Source organism: Paeniglutamicibacter psychrophenolicus, assembly GCF_017876575.1.
In the GTDB taxonomy this organism is placed as follows: domain Bacteria; phylum Actinomycetota; class Actinomycetes; order Actinomycetales; family Micrococcaceae; genus Paeniglutamicibacter; species Paeniglutamicibacter psychrophenolicus.
In genome coordinates this window covers 413,423-427,555 of sequence record NZ_JAGIOE010000001.1, presented here as the reverse complement: position 1 = coordinate 427,555, position 14,133 = coordinate 413,423, and the positions used below count along the sequence as shown (strand labels likewise).

The window sequence follows — 14,133 nt, the reverse complement described above, 5'->3', positions numbered from 1 at the left end:
ACCGGTTTCACCGCACGACCCACCCAACTTGAGCAGGAGTGCCACGCACCGCGATGAATAACCCGGCAACGATTTCCTTCACCCTCCAGGGGCGGGAGCGCAGCGCTCGCTGGTCCTCGGCCAACGACGTGCCCCCGCCCCCGCGCATTGTCACGGTCGATGACGCGCTGGGCGCGGACGAGGCGTACCGGCTGGCCGCCGCGGGCACCGGCATGCTCTTCACCGGGGACTACCACAACGCCCGCCAGTTGCTCGGGGCGATCGCCCGGCGCATCCCCGACGGTTCGAAGGCCAAGCCCAAGCGCAACGCCGCGGTGCCCACCACCGCCGAGCGCTTCTACAAGTACCGCCAGGCGCGCACGCAGCGCGCGCGGGTGCTGGCGATGCTGCTGGTCCCGGTGGAGCCGGGACCTCTCGTCGCGCTGCGCCGCGCCCCCGACGTCTCCAAGGCCTGGCTCAACGCCTTCGGCCCGGTCGCCGAACCCACCGTGGTGTCCCTGCAGGAACTGCTCGGGGCCATCGGCGCCCAGCAGTGGCGGGCCACCGGGCTGCACGTTCCGGCCCTCGGCGCGAAGATCCACCCGCACTACGGCACCTTCGCCCCGGTGCGCGGGGAATACCTGGACCTGGTGGCACGCGCGGAACTTCCGGGCACCTCTCGGGCCTTCGACATCGGCACCGGCACCGGGGTGCTTGCAGCGATCCTGGCCCAACGCGGCGTCGGGCAGGTCATCGGCACCGACTCGCAGTCCCGGGCCGTGGACTGCGCCAACGCCACCCTCGAAGAGCTGGGCCTTTCCGGCGGCGCGCGGGCCATCGTGCAGGACATGTTCCCGGCCGGGAGGGCGGACGTGGTGGTGTGCAACCCGCCGTGGCTGCCCGGAACCCCGCAGACGCTGCTGGACTACGCGGTCTACGACCCGAAGTCGGCCATGCTCCGCGCGTTCCTCAAGGGCCTGCCGGCGCACCTTTCCGAGGGAGGGCAGGGCTGGCTGGTCATTTCCGACTTGGCCGAGCGCCTGGGGCTGCGCACCCGCGAGCAGCTGCTGGGGTGGATCGAGGAAGCCGGGCTGGTGGTGTGCGGGCGCGATGACACCGTCCCGTCGCACGGCCGGGCCGCCGATCCCACCGACCCGTTCCACGCCGAACGCTCGGCGGAAGTCACCTCGCTGTGGAAGCTCGAGGCCAGGTAGCCGCTGTCCTGTCATCCAAGTTGAAGAATGGGTCACCAACAGGCTCTATCCGAAGTAGTTGTCGAGCAATCTGTTGTCGAGGGCACTCCGAGCTACAGCGCGCACTTCTCGTATGTCGCCACTACTGGACCGCTCGCAAACTTCTGGATGACCCCGTTCGAGGGTACCCTGCCGATCCTCAAGCTTTCGGCGTTCATGGGAGCGCAGGTTTGTTGGCCTCTGGTTGTGCGCAACGAATTTCCGCCATGCTTGCCTTAGGTCCTGGTGCGAACACGACCAGCTCGCTGGTTACACATAGCCCGCTCATTGCAGCCCGAGGTTTCCTTTGGGGTGGCTCTGTCAGGACAACACCGATGGCTGGATGCCACAGGACGGATCCGACGCCCTGCGTCACTGGATGGAAACCAGCGCCGCGTCAGCAAAGGCCGGTAGCGACATCATTCTTCCGCCCAAGAAGAGCGGGCGGAATCTCCGCAATGCGAGGCTTCGTCTGCCCGGGATTTAGTGTCCCGCATAAGGTACCTTCACCGGGCAATTTTGCGGGCTGGGTATACGGGACTGTGAGACTTGTTTTAGCTGGTCCGGGACCGGCTGGCAGGATAGGAACCGGCCGTTCCACCCCTCGAATGTGGCTCAATACGGGACTGACCCTCAGGGTGTCATTGAAGTGACCTGTCCATTCAAGAGTGTGGGCGGCCGGCACCCGTCCGGCCCACCACGGTAGCTTTATGGCGACGTCGGATATTGGAACTGTCTGAATGCCTCCCATCTCAGGGTTGGTTCCTGCGGCTGACGTCGGCTGCGTAGCTGGCCCAATCTCCGCTGCTGGCGCGTTGCCATTGGACCGCGACGCCGACATGGATTCCGAGCATGCGGGCCATCAATGCCGCCGGAAGATCGATGGCGAGTTGGAACAATGCCGTGGATCGCGCCTGCCCGGGCTGAATGCCAATTTTCTTGAGCCGGACGCCCAGATGGGCGGGGGTGATCGCTTGACCTGGTCTGCCGCCGGGGAACAGCCAGGGGGAGGCTTCTCTTGTTCCGATCATCGTGTGGTTCTGCCGGTCGGCAATGACCTGGCGGATCAGGATGCCCAAGGGTTCGGGCAGGAGAATGGGTTCAGGGCCGAGGTGCAGCAAAACCTGTTCAGTCTCGATGTGGACATCGTCGAGTCCCATGCGGCTGATGGATGAGGGTCGTTGGGCATAGAGGATGACCAGGAGGCCCGCTACCCGGTCTTCGGGTTTGAGCGTCGTGTCGTGGAGGAGCCGGCGGGCATCTGCCCAGCGTTCTTCGGTGTCCAGCGGCGTGGTCGGTCCACCCCATTGCTCTGCCCGGAAGTGCAGACTGGTCAGCTTGTGGGCGTTGGCCCAGCGGATGAAGTTCCCGGTTGGGGCACGCAGCGTGGCGTCTTTGCTGATGTACCAGGCTTCAAGGTCGCCTTGGCCTGCGGTTTCCAGGGTGAGACCACGACCGGTGAGCCAATGAAGGAATCTGGTGGCACCCTTGGTGTTTTGCTCGATAACCCTGATCTGGCCGTAGGTGGCATCGGCACCGCGGAGCCTGCCGCGCAGCCTGCGCAGCTGGTGCCAGATCGCGTAGCGGTGAATGAGTTGGCGCTGGGCGGGATCGGATTGCTCGGCGAGGCGATGGGTGATCCAGCGTTCCAGCCGGGCGATCTGCTCGTCCCTGACCGGCAACGTTTTGGTGGCCACCAAAAGGGCGCGCAGGTGTTCGGTGGTCTTGTCGCCGGCCAGTGTTGTCTCACCGGCCAGATCGTCAAGGACCTGATGGGTCAGCGGCGTCCTGGAGTCGAGGGTGCCCAAGATGGTGGGGGCTCCGCTTTTGTTGAGCCAACTCGTGACGGTCACGATTCGCTCGGTGGCTGCCAGCTCCTGGTAGAGGTTGTGTAGTCCGGGACGGATATTGCCGTGCCCGTCACCGAGCACCTCTTGGAGGCGGCGTTGCACGGCGCCTCCGTCCCGGGACGCGGAACAGGCCAGGCACCTTGGTTTGCCGGTGGTCTGGGAGATCCGGGCAGGACCGGTGGCTTGGCAGACGCTGCAGGTGAGGATTTTGTGTGGATGGCATGACTTGCATACCGGTCCGTCGGCGGTGCGTGTGCTGACCTGTCGCCGGCGACCGCACCGATGGCAGGTCTCGTGATCGGCCGGGTTGCTCGAGCAATGGCTGCAGAGGGGTTGGCCTTGCTCGTTGCGGGAAGCTGGTTCGGCTATGGCCGGGCATTGGGCGCAGGGTTGGCGGCGGGACTTGGCGACGCAGTTGCGGCAAAGCCTCAGCCCGTTACGGGGTTGGATCAAGGCCAGGAGCCTGCCGCAATGCGGACATGGCGGGCGAACGATGCGTTCGGCACCGGACTGGCAGAGCAACTCGATCAGGCGCAGCACGGTGGGAACCGGTGCCTGGGCCCCGTCCCCGGTGAGCAGGCCGGGATGGTCCTCCAGGGCCCAGGCCAGCCGACGGCGCTGCCCGGGTTGCGGGGCGGCGGCCAGGATTGCCGACCTGACGGTCTCGGCTCCGATGCCAGGGTCGATAGCGGCAACGACCTGCACGACGACGCCGACGGGGTCGGGTTCGTTACGGATCGGGCACCCCATGCAGCGCGCCCCGCCGTCACGGGTGCGGCTGGCCACCAAGCGGAGGTTCCCGCAGCCGGTGCAGGGCTCGGGCGTGGGGCCGCAGCCACCGCAGTACCAGTTCTCGCCCTTGCGTTGCAGGGCCTTCAGGGGCTTGCGGCATTCGGTGCAGACTGGGGCCGAAATCCTCACCGCGCCGGCCTCGCCCAGGGAGATGAGCAGGTCACCCAGGGCCCGCGGGGCCGGTGAGCGCCCATCGGTCAGCAGCTCCGGGCGTTGGGACAATGCCCGGGCCAATCTGCGGGCTTTGGGCCGGCCCCCGGCAACGCCTGCCACCACCGAGAGGATCGTCTCCCGATCCAGACCCGACTCAAGGGCGGCGACCATGTCAACGATGAACCCGACGGGATCCGCCAGCACCCCACGCGCGGCGGAGCGGGGATCGGCGGTGGCCGCGGTGGGTTCCATCGGTTAGGTGCCGGGGCCGGTGATGCGGGCGCGTTTGGGCCGCAGGTCTCCGACCGCGTTCGTGCCGGAGCCGGCGACCTTGGCCTTGAGTGCCGGTTCCGCCGCCACCGGCTCGATCAGTTCCTCCATCGAGCATTCCAGGATGTCCAGCAGGGCGACCAGGGTCTTGAGGCTGAGTCGTTCGGGACGCTCGGCGACCAGGCGATAGACCTGGCTGGAGGACAGCTTGATTCCGCGATCGGCCAGCAGCGGGACCAGGTCGGTGGTAGCGAACAGGGACCGACCGGCCATCAGCTGGCGCAAATGCCAGCGATAGTCGAGTTGGCGTGTCATCTCAGGGCTCCTTGGGTGGTTCGGGTGGGGCGGGGTCGAAGGCCGGGGTGAGTGCCTTGCGCAGGGCGGTGTTCATGAAATCCGAGCTCACATGCGTATAGATCGCGGTCGAGGAATCGCTGCGGTGCCCGACGGCCTCTTGGATGAACCTGCGGTCCACCCCGTCCTCGGTCAAATGGGTGACATAGGAATGCCTCAAGGAATGGGGCGTGAGCTCACTGGGCAGCTCCAAGGCCTCGCGATAGGCGACAAACCGGGCGTTGATCTCGACGGGCTTGATTCTGCCGCCTCGTTCGGTGAGCCATAATGCGGGATGCTCGGCACCGCCGAAGCGGGGTCGGATGTTCTCGACATAGTCAGTCACGGCCTCCACCGCCCACCCCATGATGGAGGGGACATTGCGACGACGCGGAGTTTGCCCGCGCACCGATTTACCATAACGTACGTGCAGCATCCCGTACCTGCCGAACTCGGCGGCCGCCGGGTTCCGTCCCCAATCGTTCAGGTCCAGCTTCGCGGTTTCGGTGCGGCGCAGCCCCCACCCATAGATCACCTTGAACAACGTCGCATCGCGGTAGGCAGCCAGTGCCCCCTTGCGCTTGGAACGCACGGCCCGATCCACCTGGTCATCGGCGTAATCCAAGAACCGCTGCACCTCCTGGCGGGTGAACGGCCGGGCCTCGGGGGTGCCCTCATACTCGTTGAGGTGGGCGATCGTATTCCACTCATGGGTGATCGGCACCGGAAACGTGCCGAAGGCTTCCTCGCAGGTTTGCGCCCATCCGTAGCGGGTATCGGTGATGTATTCACTGAACAACCGCAGATGCGCCTGCTGGCCGCGGATCGAGGACGGCGCCAAGTGACGCTCGCTGGTCAGCCACTGCGACCATTCATCGACGTCCGCCGGGGTCCAGTGCCACGGATACTCATTCGTGAAGTCCGCGAAGCGCCGCACCTGCGACTCCCGGGACGCCATCGTCCGTTCCTGCAGCCCACGGGCGGATTGCTGGGCACGCCAGCCCGAGAGCATCGCGTCGACCATCGCGTCCTCGGGGCGCAGCTGAGCCACCCCGGAGACCAGCTCCAAGTGCGCGGAACCAGCCAAATCACCGCGGGCCACCCGGACCACCAACACCAAAATATGCATTCATCCAGTGAACGTATCATGCATTGGATGCGTTTGATCCGTAGAATCCCAAGTCATTTTTGGAATCAGAGATGGCCGCAGGAGCTATTCCCTACCCCCATTTGCCCCGAATCCACACAAACGACGTTCATCGGATGCAATACCCGACAGAGTGATTAGAAGATTGTCCACCCTCGCGGGCGTGACCCCTCACAGTTCTGTTCCGTCGTGATTCCTACCCGGACTGGCACCGGCCGCTAACGGCCACCAACCACGTCCATCACAAGAGGAAAAGCACGGTGACCGCTCTGTCTATCGTCTCGCATTGCCACCCATTTGTCGTGGGTGTCGACACTCACGCACGCAACCATGTCTACGCCATCCTCGACGCCGCCAATGGCGCACTGCTGGATACGCAGTCATTCCCGGCTACCTCGGCCGGCATCAACCGCGCCATCGCATGGGTCGCACGACGCACCAGCGCGGATGCCGACACCCTCTGGGTGATCGAGGGAGCAGCGTCCTACGGTGCGATCCTCGCCGGCACCGTGGCCACCCACGGATTCCCCGTTGCCGAGGCCCCTCGCATGGACGCCAAGAAGAACCGCGGCGTCGGCAAAACCGACGCCCTGGACTCCCACCGGATGGCCATGGCCGTGCTGCCCTTGCCGGTGGAAAAACTGCGCCGTCCCCGCCTGAACGAGGGGATCCGCCAGGGCCTGCGGATCCTGGTGACCGCCCGGGAATCCATGACCAAGGACCGGACCCGCTCGGTCAATGCCTTGAACGCCCTGGTGCGCAGCAACGACCTCGGCATCGATGCCCGCAGGAAGCTCACCCCGGTCCAGATCGAGGAGACCTCCCGGTGGCGCGAGCGCGAGGAAGAACTGGCCCCGGGCATCGCCCGTGCCGAGGCGGTCCGCCTCGCCAAGCACATCCTGGACCTGGATGGGCAGCTGAAGTCCAACGAGCAGAAGCTGGACGGGCTGGTCAAGGTCAGCGAGGCCGCGCCTTTGCTTGAGGAGACGGGCTTCCGGGCGGTGGCCGCGGCGAAATGCTTGGTTGCGTGGTCGCACGAGGGACGGGTTCGCAGCGAGGCAGCCTTCGCGTGCCTGGCGGGCGTGAGCCCCATCCCCGCGTCCTCGGGAAACACGGTGCGCCACCGGCTGAACCGCGGAGGCGACAGGCGGCTCAACAGCGCCCTGCACATGGCCGCAATCACCAGGATGACCTATGATGCCGAAACCCGGGGTTACGTCGAAAAACGCCGCGCTCAAGGCAAGACCGACAAGGAAATCCGGCGCTGCGTCAAGCGCTACCTGGCCCGGCGCATCTTCAGGATCCTGGCTGCCGCGGCCCAGGCAAAAGAGGTGCAGGAAGCCACTTGACAGACATAGAAGAGTCAGCAAGAATTCCGTGAAAGGGGTATCCATTTAGGTGCCAATGGCCACGTGAGGCCCTGCAAGCCGTGAACGCACGCCTTTTGGCTCAGGTGTTTTTGCGCCAAGGCAGCGGCGGGGAGTCGATATCCAGGGTGCCGGGCCATGCCCGCGCGCCATGGACCCCGGCGGGATGCACCGGTTTGGGTTTCGAGACCAGGGCAAGGTCGCGGTAGGTCACGCGTTGCGATGCGGCCGCGCGCTGCAGCAGCCGCATGAAGACCAGACCTCTGCTGCGGCTGTGTCGCCGATTGAACCGGAACACGAACTCATCAAGGTACTGCGGCAGGTGCTCAACGCTCCAGGAACCCTGGTAGGTCCCTTCCATGGATCTTTTGACCAGTGCGAACAGCCGGTGAACCGCGGGCAAGGACTCGTGGGCGGGTTTGCCTGACGCGGCCACGTTGACCGGCTCGTGCACGTAGCCCGCAAGGGCCGATGGGTATGACCTCCACGCGTCGGTGATGACGGTGGATCCGGACGCGATGTTGGCCCGGACAAACGCCTTGAGCGACGCGGCCGAGGCATCGGGAATGACCCCCAATCGTGCACGCCCCCAGCCGTCGGGCAGGATCTCCAGGGCGCCTGCCACCAGCGTCTTTCCCGCAGCGCCCCGCCCGAACTTGCCATGGCGGGGACCGCCCAGGAACGTCTCGTCCATCTCCACGGTTCCGCGCAGCGGCTCGCTTTCGGCACTGCTCATCACCTGCCGGAGCCGGGACAACATGGTCCAGGCTGTTTGGTAAGACCCGATGGGCAGCACGCGATGCAGGTACATGGCCGAAATGCCGCTCTTGCCGGCCGTGAACAGCCAGATGGCTTCGAACCAGACCGTCATTGGGATGCGTGTCTTGTCAAAGATCGTCCCCGCGGTCACCGAGACCCGTCGCCGGCACCCGTGGCAACGGTACCGGCCAATCTCATCCCGCCCGGCCGACGGCGAGCCGCAGCGAGGACAAATGAACCCTTGCGGCCAACGCAGCCAATCCAGGTAATCCAGGCACGCATCGTCACCGGGAAACCAGGCACGCAGCTGGGCGATATCAACCGGATAGTCCCTGCCGGCAACGGGCTCGACGGCCCCGGAGTCAGCGGTAGGCTCGAACACGACGCACACCCCTTCGCGGTGTAGTCCGTGCCCCCGGCTGTTGACGCAGCGCGGAGGTCCTTGGTTCACATCAGCCTACCGGTTCACGTAAGTGGAGCATTGGCATCTAAATGGATACCCCTTTTCCGTGATTTCAACGATGCAGGTCAACGGAAGATTTGCCCGTTTGGGGACCGTCTTACGGGACTTCGGTGACTTCTAAGCGGGACATGCCTTTCGGGACATCATCAGAGAGTTCTTCCGAGGGACTACCGCCGCTCCGTTGTTATGTGGCGTGAAGATACTCCGAAAAACATGTTGCAGAACAAAACAATTGCACACTAGATTGCCTTACCAACTAGATGGTGCCATTATCTAGTTATGGAAATATCGCAGTGGCCATCCGAGTGGCTCAGGGGTGTCCTCGCCGCAGCAGTCCTGTCCATCGTCAGCAACGAAGAAACCTATGGATATCTCATCGGGCAGCGATTAGCTGAAGGCGGGCTCGGAGTTGTTAAGGGCGGCACGCTCTACCCACTGCTAACCCGCCTCGAACAAGACGGGGATGTCGTTGCATCCTGGCGCGATGGTGACGGCGGTCCGGGACGAAAATACTACGCAATAACGCCTGCAGGTCAACAACGGCTCAATCTACTACGGACGGATTGGCAGATTTTTTCTGGCAACGCAACGTCGATCATTTCAGGAAAGAAGGCAGGACAGTGACTGAACCACGCGATGAGGAATACTCTGACGAGCTACGGGAAGCACTAGAATTTCGAGATGTTCCTGTGGAAGCGATCGAGCAGATAGTCCGTGAGGTCGAGAGTCACGTCGTTGATTCTGGTGAGGATCCGGTAATCGCGTTTGGTCCCCCAAGTGAGTATGCAATCAATTTTGCACCCAGATCGCGAATGACCTGGTTTTGGGCTTTGATCGTTTCGTCAGTGATTCTGGCCAGCGGAGGAGCGTACATTCTGATTTCAGGCATCTTTGGCCTGCTATCTTCCGCGACGCTATGGGGCTTGCCAGCCTGGGGCCTGATCGTCCTCGGAATGCTAGGGATAGCTGCGTTCTGCATGCTCGTTCTAGCGGCAACTGCGAGGTCAAAGCGCCGCTCATCGTCGTGGCGAATATAAACGAACAGGGTCGGCCGGTCGTAGGACAGTCACTTCTCGCAAGTGCCACTTCATGCGGTGCCTGTTACACGGGGTGCAGTAGTCATCGTGTGTGCCTCAGCACCCAATGGAAAGTATACCCCGATGCGTGCACGTCAGTCTGGCCGACCTCATTTACGCCACATGTACGAACTCCTGCACTTCGTCCGCTCGGAAGAGAAGTGAAGGATGGCGGTGAGCCTGAAGGGGTAGCGAAGGGCTCAGGGTAAAGCTGGGCGGTGTGTCAGCGGCGGTGCTTGACGGCGGCCATTCCGTGTTCGTACGCGGCGATGACGAGCTGGGCTCGGTCACGGGCGTGTAGCTTGGCGAGCAGGTTGCTGATGTGTGTTTTGACCGTGTTGTTCGAGACGTGCAGCTCTGCAGTGATTTCATCGTTAGAGAGCCCCTGCGCGACGAGTACCAGCACCTCAGTCTCGCGTGGGGTGAGGCGAGCAAGCGTTTGGCTGCCTGCGGCGGTCCGCGCTGCGTTGGAGTCGGATACATAGTGGTCGACCAGCTTGGTGAGAATCGAGGGCGCGAACAACGCTTCGCCACCGCATACGCGGCGGATGGCGTCGAGCAGCGTGGCGGGGTGTGCGTCTTTCAGGAGGAATCCGCTTGCGCCAGCGCGGAGAGCCCCGTAGACGTATTCATCGAGTTCGTACATGCTCAGCACGAGCACCCGAACCCCGCGTAGTGCGGGGTCGGCAGTGATGGCTTGTGTCGCGTGGATGCCGTCTGACCCGGGCATCCGTATATCCATCAAGATCACGTCCGGCTTGAGCCGTCGTGCCGCTTGCACCGTCTCGTCGCCATTGCTCGCCTCGCCGACGACGTGGAGGTCTGGTTGGCTGTCGATAACGATGCGCAGACTCTGCCGTATCAGGGGTTCGTCGTCGGCGAGGAGCACACTGATCGGCTGCGTCGATGAATGAGGCTGGTCGCTCATGCGCTCGCTCCGACAGGGAGAGCAGCGTGCAGCCGAAAGCCTTGCCGAGTCGGTGACGTGGCGAGTGTGCCGCCGTGCGCCTTGGCCCGTTCACGCAGCCCGGTGAGCCCGTGTCCGGCACCGGGCTCGGGTCGCCAACCGGGATGTTTCCCGTCGTCATCCACGGTGATGCTCACGACGTCGTCATTGCGTATGACAGCAAGTCGTACTGTGGTGGGACCGGCGTGCCGGAGCACGTTCGTGAGCGCTTCCCTAACGATGGCACAAATCGCGAGTTGCGCACTCGATGCGATCCCACCGTATTCGTCGCGCTCATCGCTCAGGTGCTCGATGGTCGATTGGATGATGAGTCCGCCCCGTTCGGCGTTTTGGATGATGTCAGGAAGAGCTGCCAGGGTGTCGGCGGGGTGCAGCGGGGCGGGGTCGTCGCTCGGGCTGCGCAGCAGTGTCAGCATCCGGCGAAGTTCGGTGGTGGTGGAGCGTCCGATGCGCTCGATGTCGAGCATTGCCTGTCGCCGTTCGGCGTCGGCGTCGGGGCCGTCAAGGTATCCGGTGGCTGCGGCGCGGACGGTGATCAGCCCTAAGCCGTGAGAGCTGAGGTCATGCAGGTCACGGGCGATGCGTAACCGTTCCTGCGCCACGGCTCGCTCGGCGGCCCAGGATTCGAGGCGTTCCTCGAAATTGCGACGCTGCCGTCTCGCACGCTGGATCGCCCAGACGAGTGCCGCGACGACCATGATCAGCCCAGAGATGATCGGAGCCAGCAGCAGCCCTGTTCTACTTGAGTCGAGGATTAAGGTGGCGATGATGGGCACCGGGGCGAGGCACGCGACCACGATCCAGGCGCGCGAACGCTCCCAGGTGGGGCGCTCGATCATCTCCATACCATCAAGACTATGCGGCGAAGACGGGAGACGCCTCACCCCCTCGGGTGAGAGTGGCGAGCAGTGCGGCGTGAAGTTCACCGCTGGGGGTGATCCGACCAGTCTGTTCCTGCGGTGGGATTAAGGCATGTCCACAGCCACGTTCTCCGCCTCGTCCAAAATCGTGGGTGCCTTCTCCGCCGAAATGCGGAAAGCGCGATCCTTCCCCGCGATCCCGCGCACCCTCCTGTTCGGAGTGATCGCTCTGCTCGTAGCCGCGGTGTTCGTGATGAGTCAGGCCGGGCAGTTCCTGGCGCAAGGGCGAGGGGAAGAGCTCGGCGGGCTGACGACAGCAGATGTGGTGCTCATCTTGTTGCACTACGGGCAGATCATCCCGATTCTGCTCGGCGCGTGGGTGGTCGGCCAAGATATCCCGGTCGGGCCGCGCCAAACCGCGTTCCTCGCCACGCCAAGGCGCGGCACACTGTTCGCGGTCAAGCTCGCTACCACCGCGGTCGTGGCATTGTTCGCCGGGATCGTGTGCGTGCTCGCGAGCCTCGCGCCATTGGCAGTTGCCGGTGGCGACTCGACTGACATCATTTCGCTCGCCCCGTACTGGTGGCTGATCGGGTACTGGGTCGCGATCGCCGTCGTCACAGCCTCGCTCGTCGCCGCGACCCGCAGCATCACCTTCACGGTCGTCCCGATCCTCGTCTGGACGATTGGACTCTCCGACCTGCTGGCTGCTCAAATTCCTGCGCTGTCGGGTGCGCTTGATCAGGCGTTCAAGTACGCCTACCTCCAAGGCGGTGCCGTCCCTCCGACGACAGCCCTGATCGCATCAGCCATCCAGGTGGCGGCTGCCCTCGTTCTCGGTGTCGTGCTGTACGTGCGGCGCGACGTCAGATAGCCGCCCGAATGACCGGGCGATTCCCGTTTTCATCGAAAGGAACTACTCATGATCGAAGTCACAAACGTGACCAAGACACACGGTCAGATCACCTCGGCAGACCAGGTGAGCTTCATCGCGGAAGCGGGAGTTGTCACCGGGCTCCTCGGCCCCAACGGGGCAGGCAAATCTTCCGTCATGCGGATCATCTGTGACCTCGACCGCGCCGACGCAGGTCAAGCGACCGTGTGCGGACGCCGCTACCGCGAGCACCCCATCCCGATGCGGGTTGCCGGGGCACAGTTCGAGGGTTCCGGTGCGCACCCCTCCCGCCGCGCGATCGACCATCTGCGATGGATTGCCCGCACGAACCGGCTCTCGGATGCCCGAGTCATCGAGGTACTCGAACTAGTTGACCTTCAACCCCGTGACTGGAAGCGCCGGGTTAGGGAGTATTCCCTCGGGATGCAGCAGCGGCTCGGGATCGCCTCGGCACTGTTGGGCGATCCGCAGGTGGTGATCTTCGATGAGCCTGCCAATGGTCTCGACCCTCTCGGTATCCAGTGGTTGCGCGGTTTGCTCACCGGCCTCGCTCGCGACGGGAAGACGGTACTGCTCAGTTCACATCTGATGAGTGAAACCGAGATGATCGCCGATCGGGTCGTACTGATGGATCGCAGCCGCGTGATCGGTGAAGGCGACGTCAAAGACCTTGTACACGCACACGGAAGTCTCGAAAAGGCGTTCTTCGAGCGCCTCGAACTCTCCCGACAGCAAGGATCCGACACGGGAGACGCCCGATGAGCTTCATCGACGTGCTCCGCGGCGAGGTGGTCAAGGCGTGGACGCTCCGCTCGTTGCGGCTGACCATCCTGGCCACCGCCGCGCTCTCCCTTGCATTCTGCCTTATCGACGCGGGGCCAGAGCTCGGCCTCAGTACCCCGCAAACCGCTGGCGTCTACGCGATGGCAAACTTCTCCTTCTTCGCCGCGATAGCGGGCGTGCTTATAGCCTCCTCCGAGTACGGGGGCGGCCAACTCACCACCACGGCGCTGGCCGTGCCTCGCCGCGGCAGGACCCTCACCGCGAAACTCACTCTGTCAGCCATCATCACCACCGCGCAGGGCCTGATTCTGGCAGCATTCATCGCGACGGTCCACCAGTTCCCGCTCGGCGACCAGTCCGTCTACGCAACCAACACCGCCAGCACACTCCTATCCAGCCTCGCCCTGGCTATCTGCTCGTGGACGGCGGTCGGCATCCTCAGCACCTGTATAGCGTTCATCATCCGCTCGCAGACCGTCGCACTCGCAGGCATGATCGTGCTCACCTTCGGCGGCACACCACTGATGATGGCCCTCCCGATCTTCCAGTACCTCCCCACGAACGCGGGCGTGCTCATGTTCATCGATCGCGAAAACCAAACCTCCGACTGGCTCAACCCACCCGACATCACCGTGCCCGTCGCCGGAGCAACCCTTGCCGCCTGGTGCATCGTCGCGATCATCGCCGCCACCGTCGTGCTACTCCGGCGCGACATCGGCGCACGACAGGCCTCACTCGAATAGAGACGCTGTCACTCAACACCCAACCACCCGGCATGAGCAATCCCGCATCACTTGTAAAGGAAACCTGCGCTTGAAGAAGAAAAAGCTCAGCATCGTCACCTGGATCGTTGTCGGCATCATCGCCGTCGGTACTCTCGTGTACCTCGGATTTGGAACCTAGATGCATGGAAAGGTCAGATCGACCTGCAGCTTGTTTCTCGACAGAACACGGATTCGAAGTTCGAATGCTAGGGCCTAAGAATCAATTCAAGTCCCGAGCCACGGCAACGGCAACGTTGACTGAAATCTACCGGTCTATGTCAAGCGTGGGCGCATCGGAGTGAAATAGTGATCTTGCATTTCTCAGCCAGGAATGGAAAGTACATCCCATGTGCGGTGCCTTGTTCACCGTGCCCAAATTCGTCATGGACGTCCCGGAGCAAGAAACACCCGATCCTTCCCTGTTCTCCCTAGATGACTGTTCG

General features: G+C 63.7%; 13 protein-coding genes. 7 read left to right on the top strand and 6 right to left on the bottom strand.

From position 1 onward, the window contains the following. Window positions 1-53: 53 nt before the first annotated feature. Window positions 54-1,193 carry a methyltransferase gene (locus JOF46_RS01780; protein WP_209905751.1) on the top strand — a complete coding sequence of 380 codons (1,140 nt, stop codon included), beginning with the start codon at window positions 54-56 and terminating at the stop codon, window positions 1,191-1,193. A 770-nt stretch (window positions 1,194-1,963) separates the two neighbouring features. Here JOF46_RS01780 and JOF46_RS01775 read toward each other — a convergent pair. Genes JOF46_RS01775 through JOF46_RS01765 form a run of 3 tightly spaced genes read right to left on the bottom strand, consistent with a single transcriptional unit; the run spans window position 1,964 to window position 5,738 of the window. Continuing rightward, entirely contained in the window at window positions 1,964-4,258 is a 2,295-nt protein-coding gene (locus tag JOF46_RS01775; protein ID WP_209905750.1) for a hypothetical protein, read from the bottom strand. A 3-nt stretch (window positions 4,259-4,261) separates the two neighbouring features. Further along, a complete protein-coding gene (locus JOF46_RS01770; protein ID WP_209905749.1) occupies window positions 4,262-4,591 on the bottom strand; it encodes a helix-turn-helix domain-containing protein in 330 nt (109 codons plus the stop codon). Between the two features lies 1 nt (window position 4,592). After that, complete coding sequence (locus tag JOF46_RS01765; RefSeq protein WP_245347967.1) at window positions 4,593-5,738, bottom strand: tyrosine-type recombinase/integrase; 1,146 nt, start codon at window positions 5,736-5,738, stop codon at window positions 4,593-4,595. Between the two features lie 278 nt (window positions 5,739-6,016). Between JOF46_RS01765 and JOF46_RS01760 the strand changes: the two genes are divergently transcribed. Beyond that, window positions 6,017-7,105, top strand: a complete 1,089-nt coding sequence (locus JOF46_RS01760) for an IS110 family RNA-guided transposase (protein ID WP_209905748.1) — start codon at window positions 6,017-6,019, stop codon at window positions 7,103-7,105. A 100-nt stretch (window positions 7,106-7,205) separates the two neighbouring features. Here the strand turns inward: JOF46_RS01760 and JOF46_RS01755 are convergent, their stop codons facing one another. Continuing rightward, window positions 7,206-8,264: an IS1595 family transposase gene (locus tag JOF46_RS01755; protein ID WP_209905747.1), complete on the bottom strand. Its 1,059-nt coding sequence runs from the start codon at window positions 8,262-8,264 to the stop codon at window positions 7,206-7,208. Window positions 8,265-8,624: 360 nt separating this feature from the next. On the opposite strand from JOF46_RS01755, the gene JOF46_RS01750 reads away from it, so the two are divergent. Both JOF46_RS01750 and JOF46_RS22805 read left to right on the top strand, forming a co-directional pair. Beyond that, complete coding sequence (locus tag JOF46_RS01750) at window positions 8,625-8,969, top strand: PadR family transcriptional regulator (RefSeq protein WP_209905746.1); 345 nt, start codon at window positions 8,625-8,627, stop codon at window positions 8,967-8,969. Continuing rightward, a complete protein-coding gene (locus JOF46_RS22805; protein WP_425355028.1) occupies window positions 8,966-9,382 on the top strand; it encodes an HAAS signaling domain-containing protein in 417 nt (138 codons plus the stop codon). Before JOF46_RS01750 ends, JOF46_RS22805 begins: the two co-directional genes overlap by 4 nt. A 262-nt stretch (window positions 9,383-9,644) precedes the next feature. On the opposite strand, the gene JOF46_RS01745 is transcribed toward JOF46_RS22805, so the two are convergent. Continuing rightward, window positions 9,645-10,349 carry a response regulator transcription factor gene (locus tag JOF46_RS01745; protein ID WP_209905745.1) on the bottom strand — a complete coding sequence of 235 codons (705 nt, stop codon included), beginning with the start codon at window positions 10,347-10,349 and terminating at the stop codon, window positions 9,645-9,647. Then, window positions 10,346-11,233 (bottom strand): sensor histidine kinase, encoded by an 888-nt coding sequence (locus JOF46_RS01740; protein ID WP_209905744.1) that lies wholly within the window; start codon window positions 11,231-11,233, stop codon window positions 10,346-10,348. The genes JOF46_RS01745 and JOF46_RS01740 overlap by 4 nt, the downstream gene beginning before the upstream one ends. 127 nt (window positions 11,234-11,360) lie before the next feature. On the opposite strand from JOF46_RS01740, the gene JOF46_RS01735 reads away from it, so the two are divergent. Genes JOF46_RS01735 through JOF46_RS01725 form a run of 3 tightly spaced genes read left to right on the top strand, consistent with a single transcriptional unit; the run spans window position 11,361 to window position 13,669 of the window. After that, a complete protein-coding gene (locus JOF46_RS01735; RefSeq protein WP_209905743.1) occupies window positions 11,361-12,122 on the top strand; it encodes a hypothetical protein in 762 nt (253 codons plus the stop codon). Window positions 12,123-12,170: 48 nt separating this feature from the next. After that, the gene (locus tag JOF46_RS01730) at window positions 12,171-12,905 is read left to right on the top strand and encodes an ABC transporter ATP-binding protein (RefSeq protein ID WP_209905742.1); all 735 of its coding nucleotides are present in this window, start codon (window positions 12,171-12,173) and stop codon (window positions 12,903-12,905) included. Next, window positions 12,902-13,669, top strand: coding sequence for a hypothetical protein (locus JOF46_RS01725; protein WP_209905741.1), 768 nt, complete (start codon window positions 12,902-12,904; stop codon window positions 13,667-13,669). Before JOF46_RS01730 ends, JOF46_RS01725 begins: the two co-directional genes overlap by 4 nt. The last annotated feature ends 464 nt before the right edge of the window (window positions 13,670-14,133 follow it).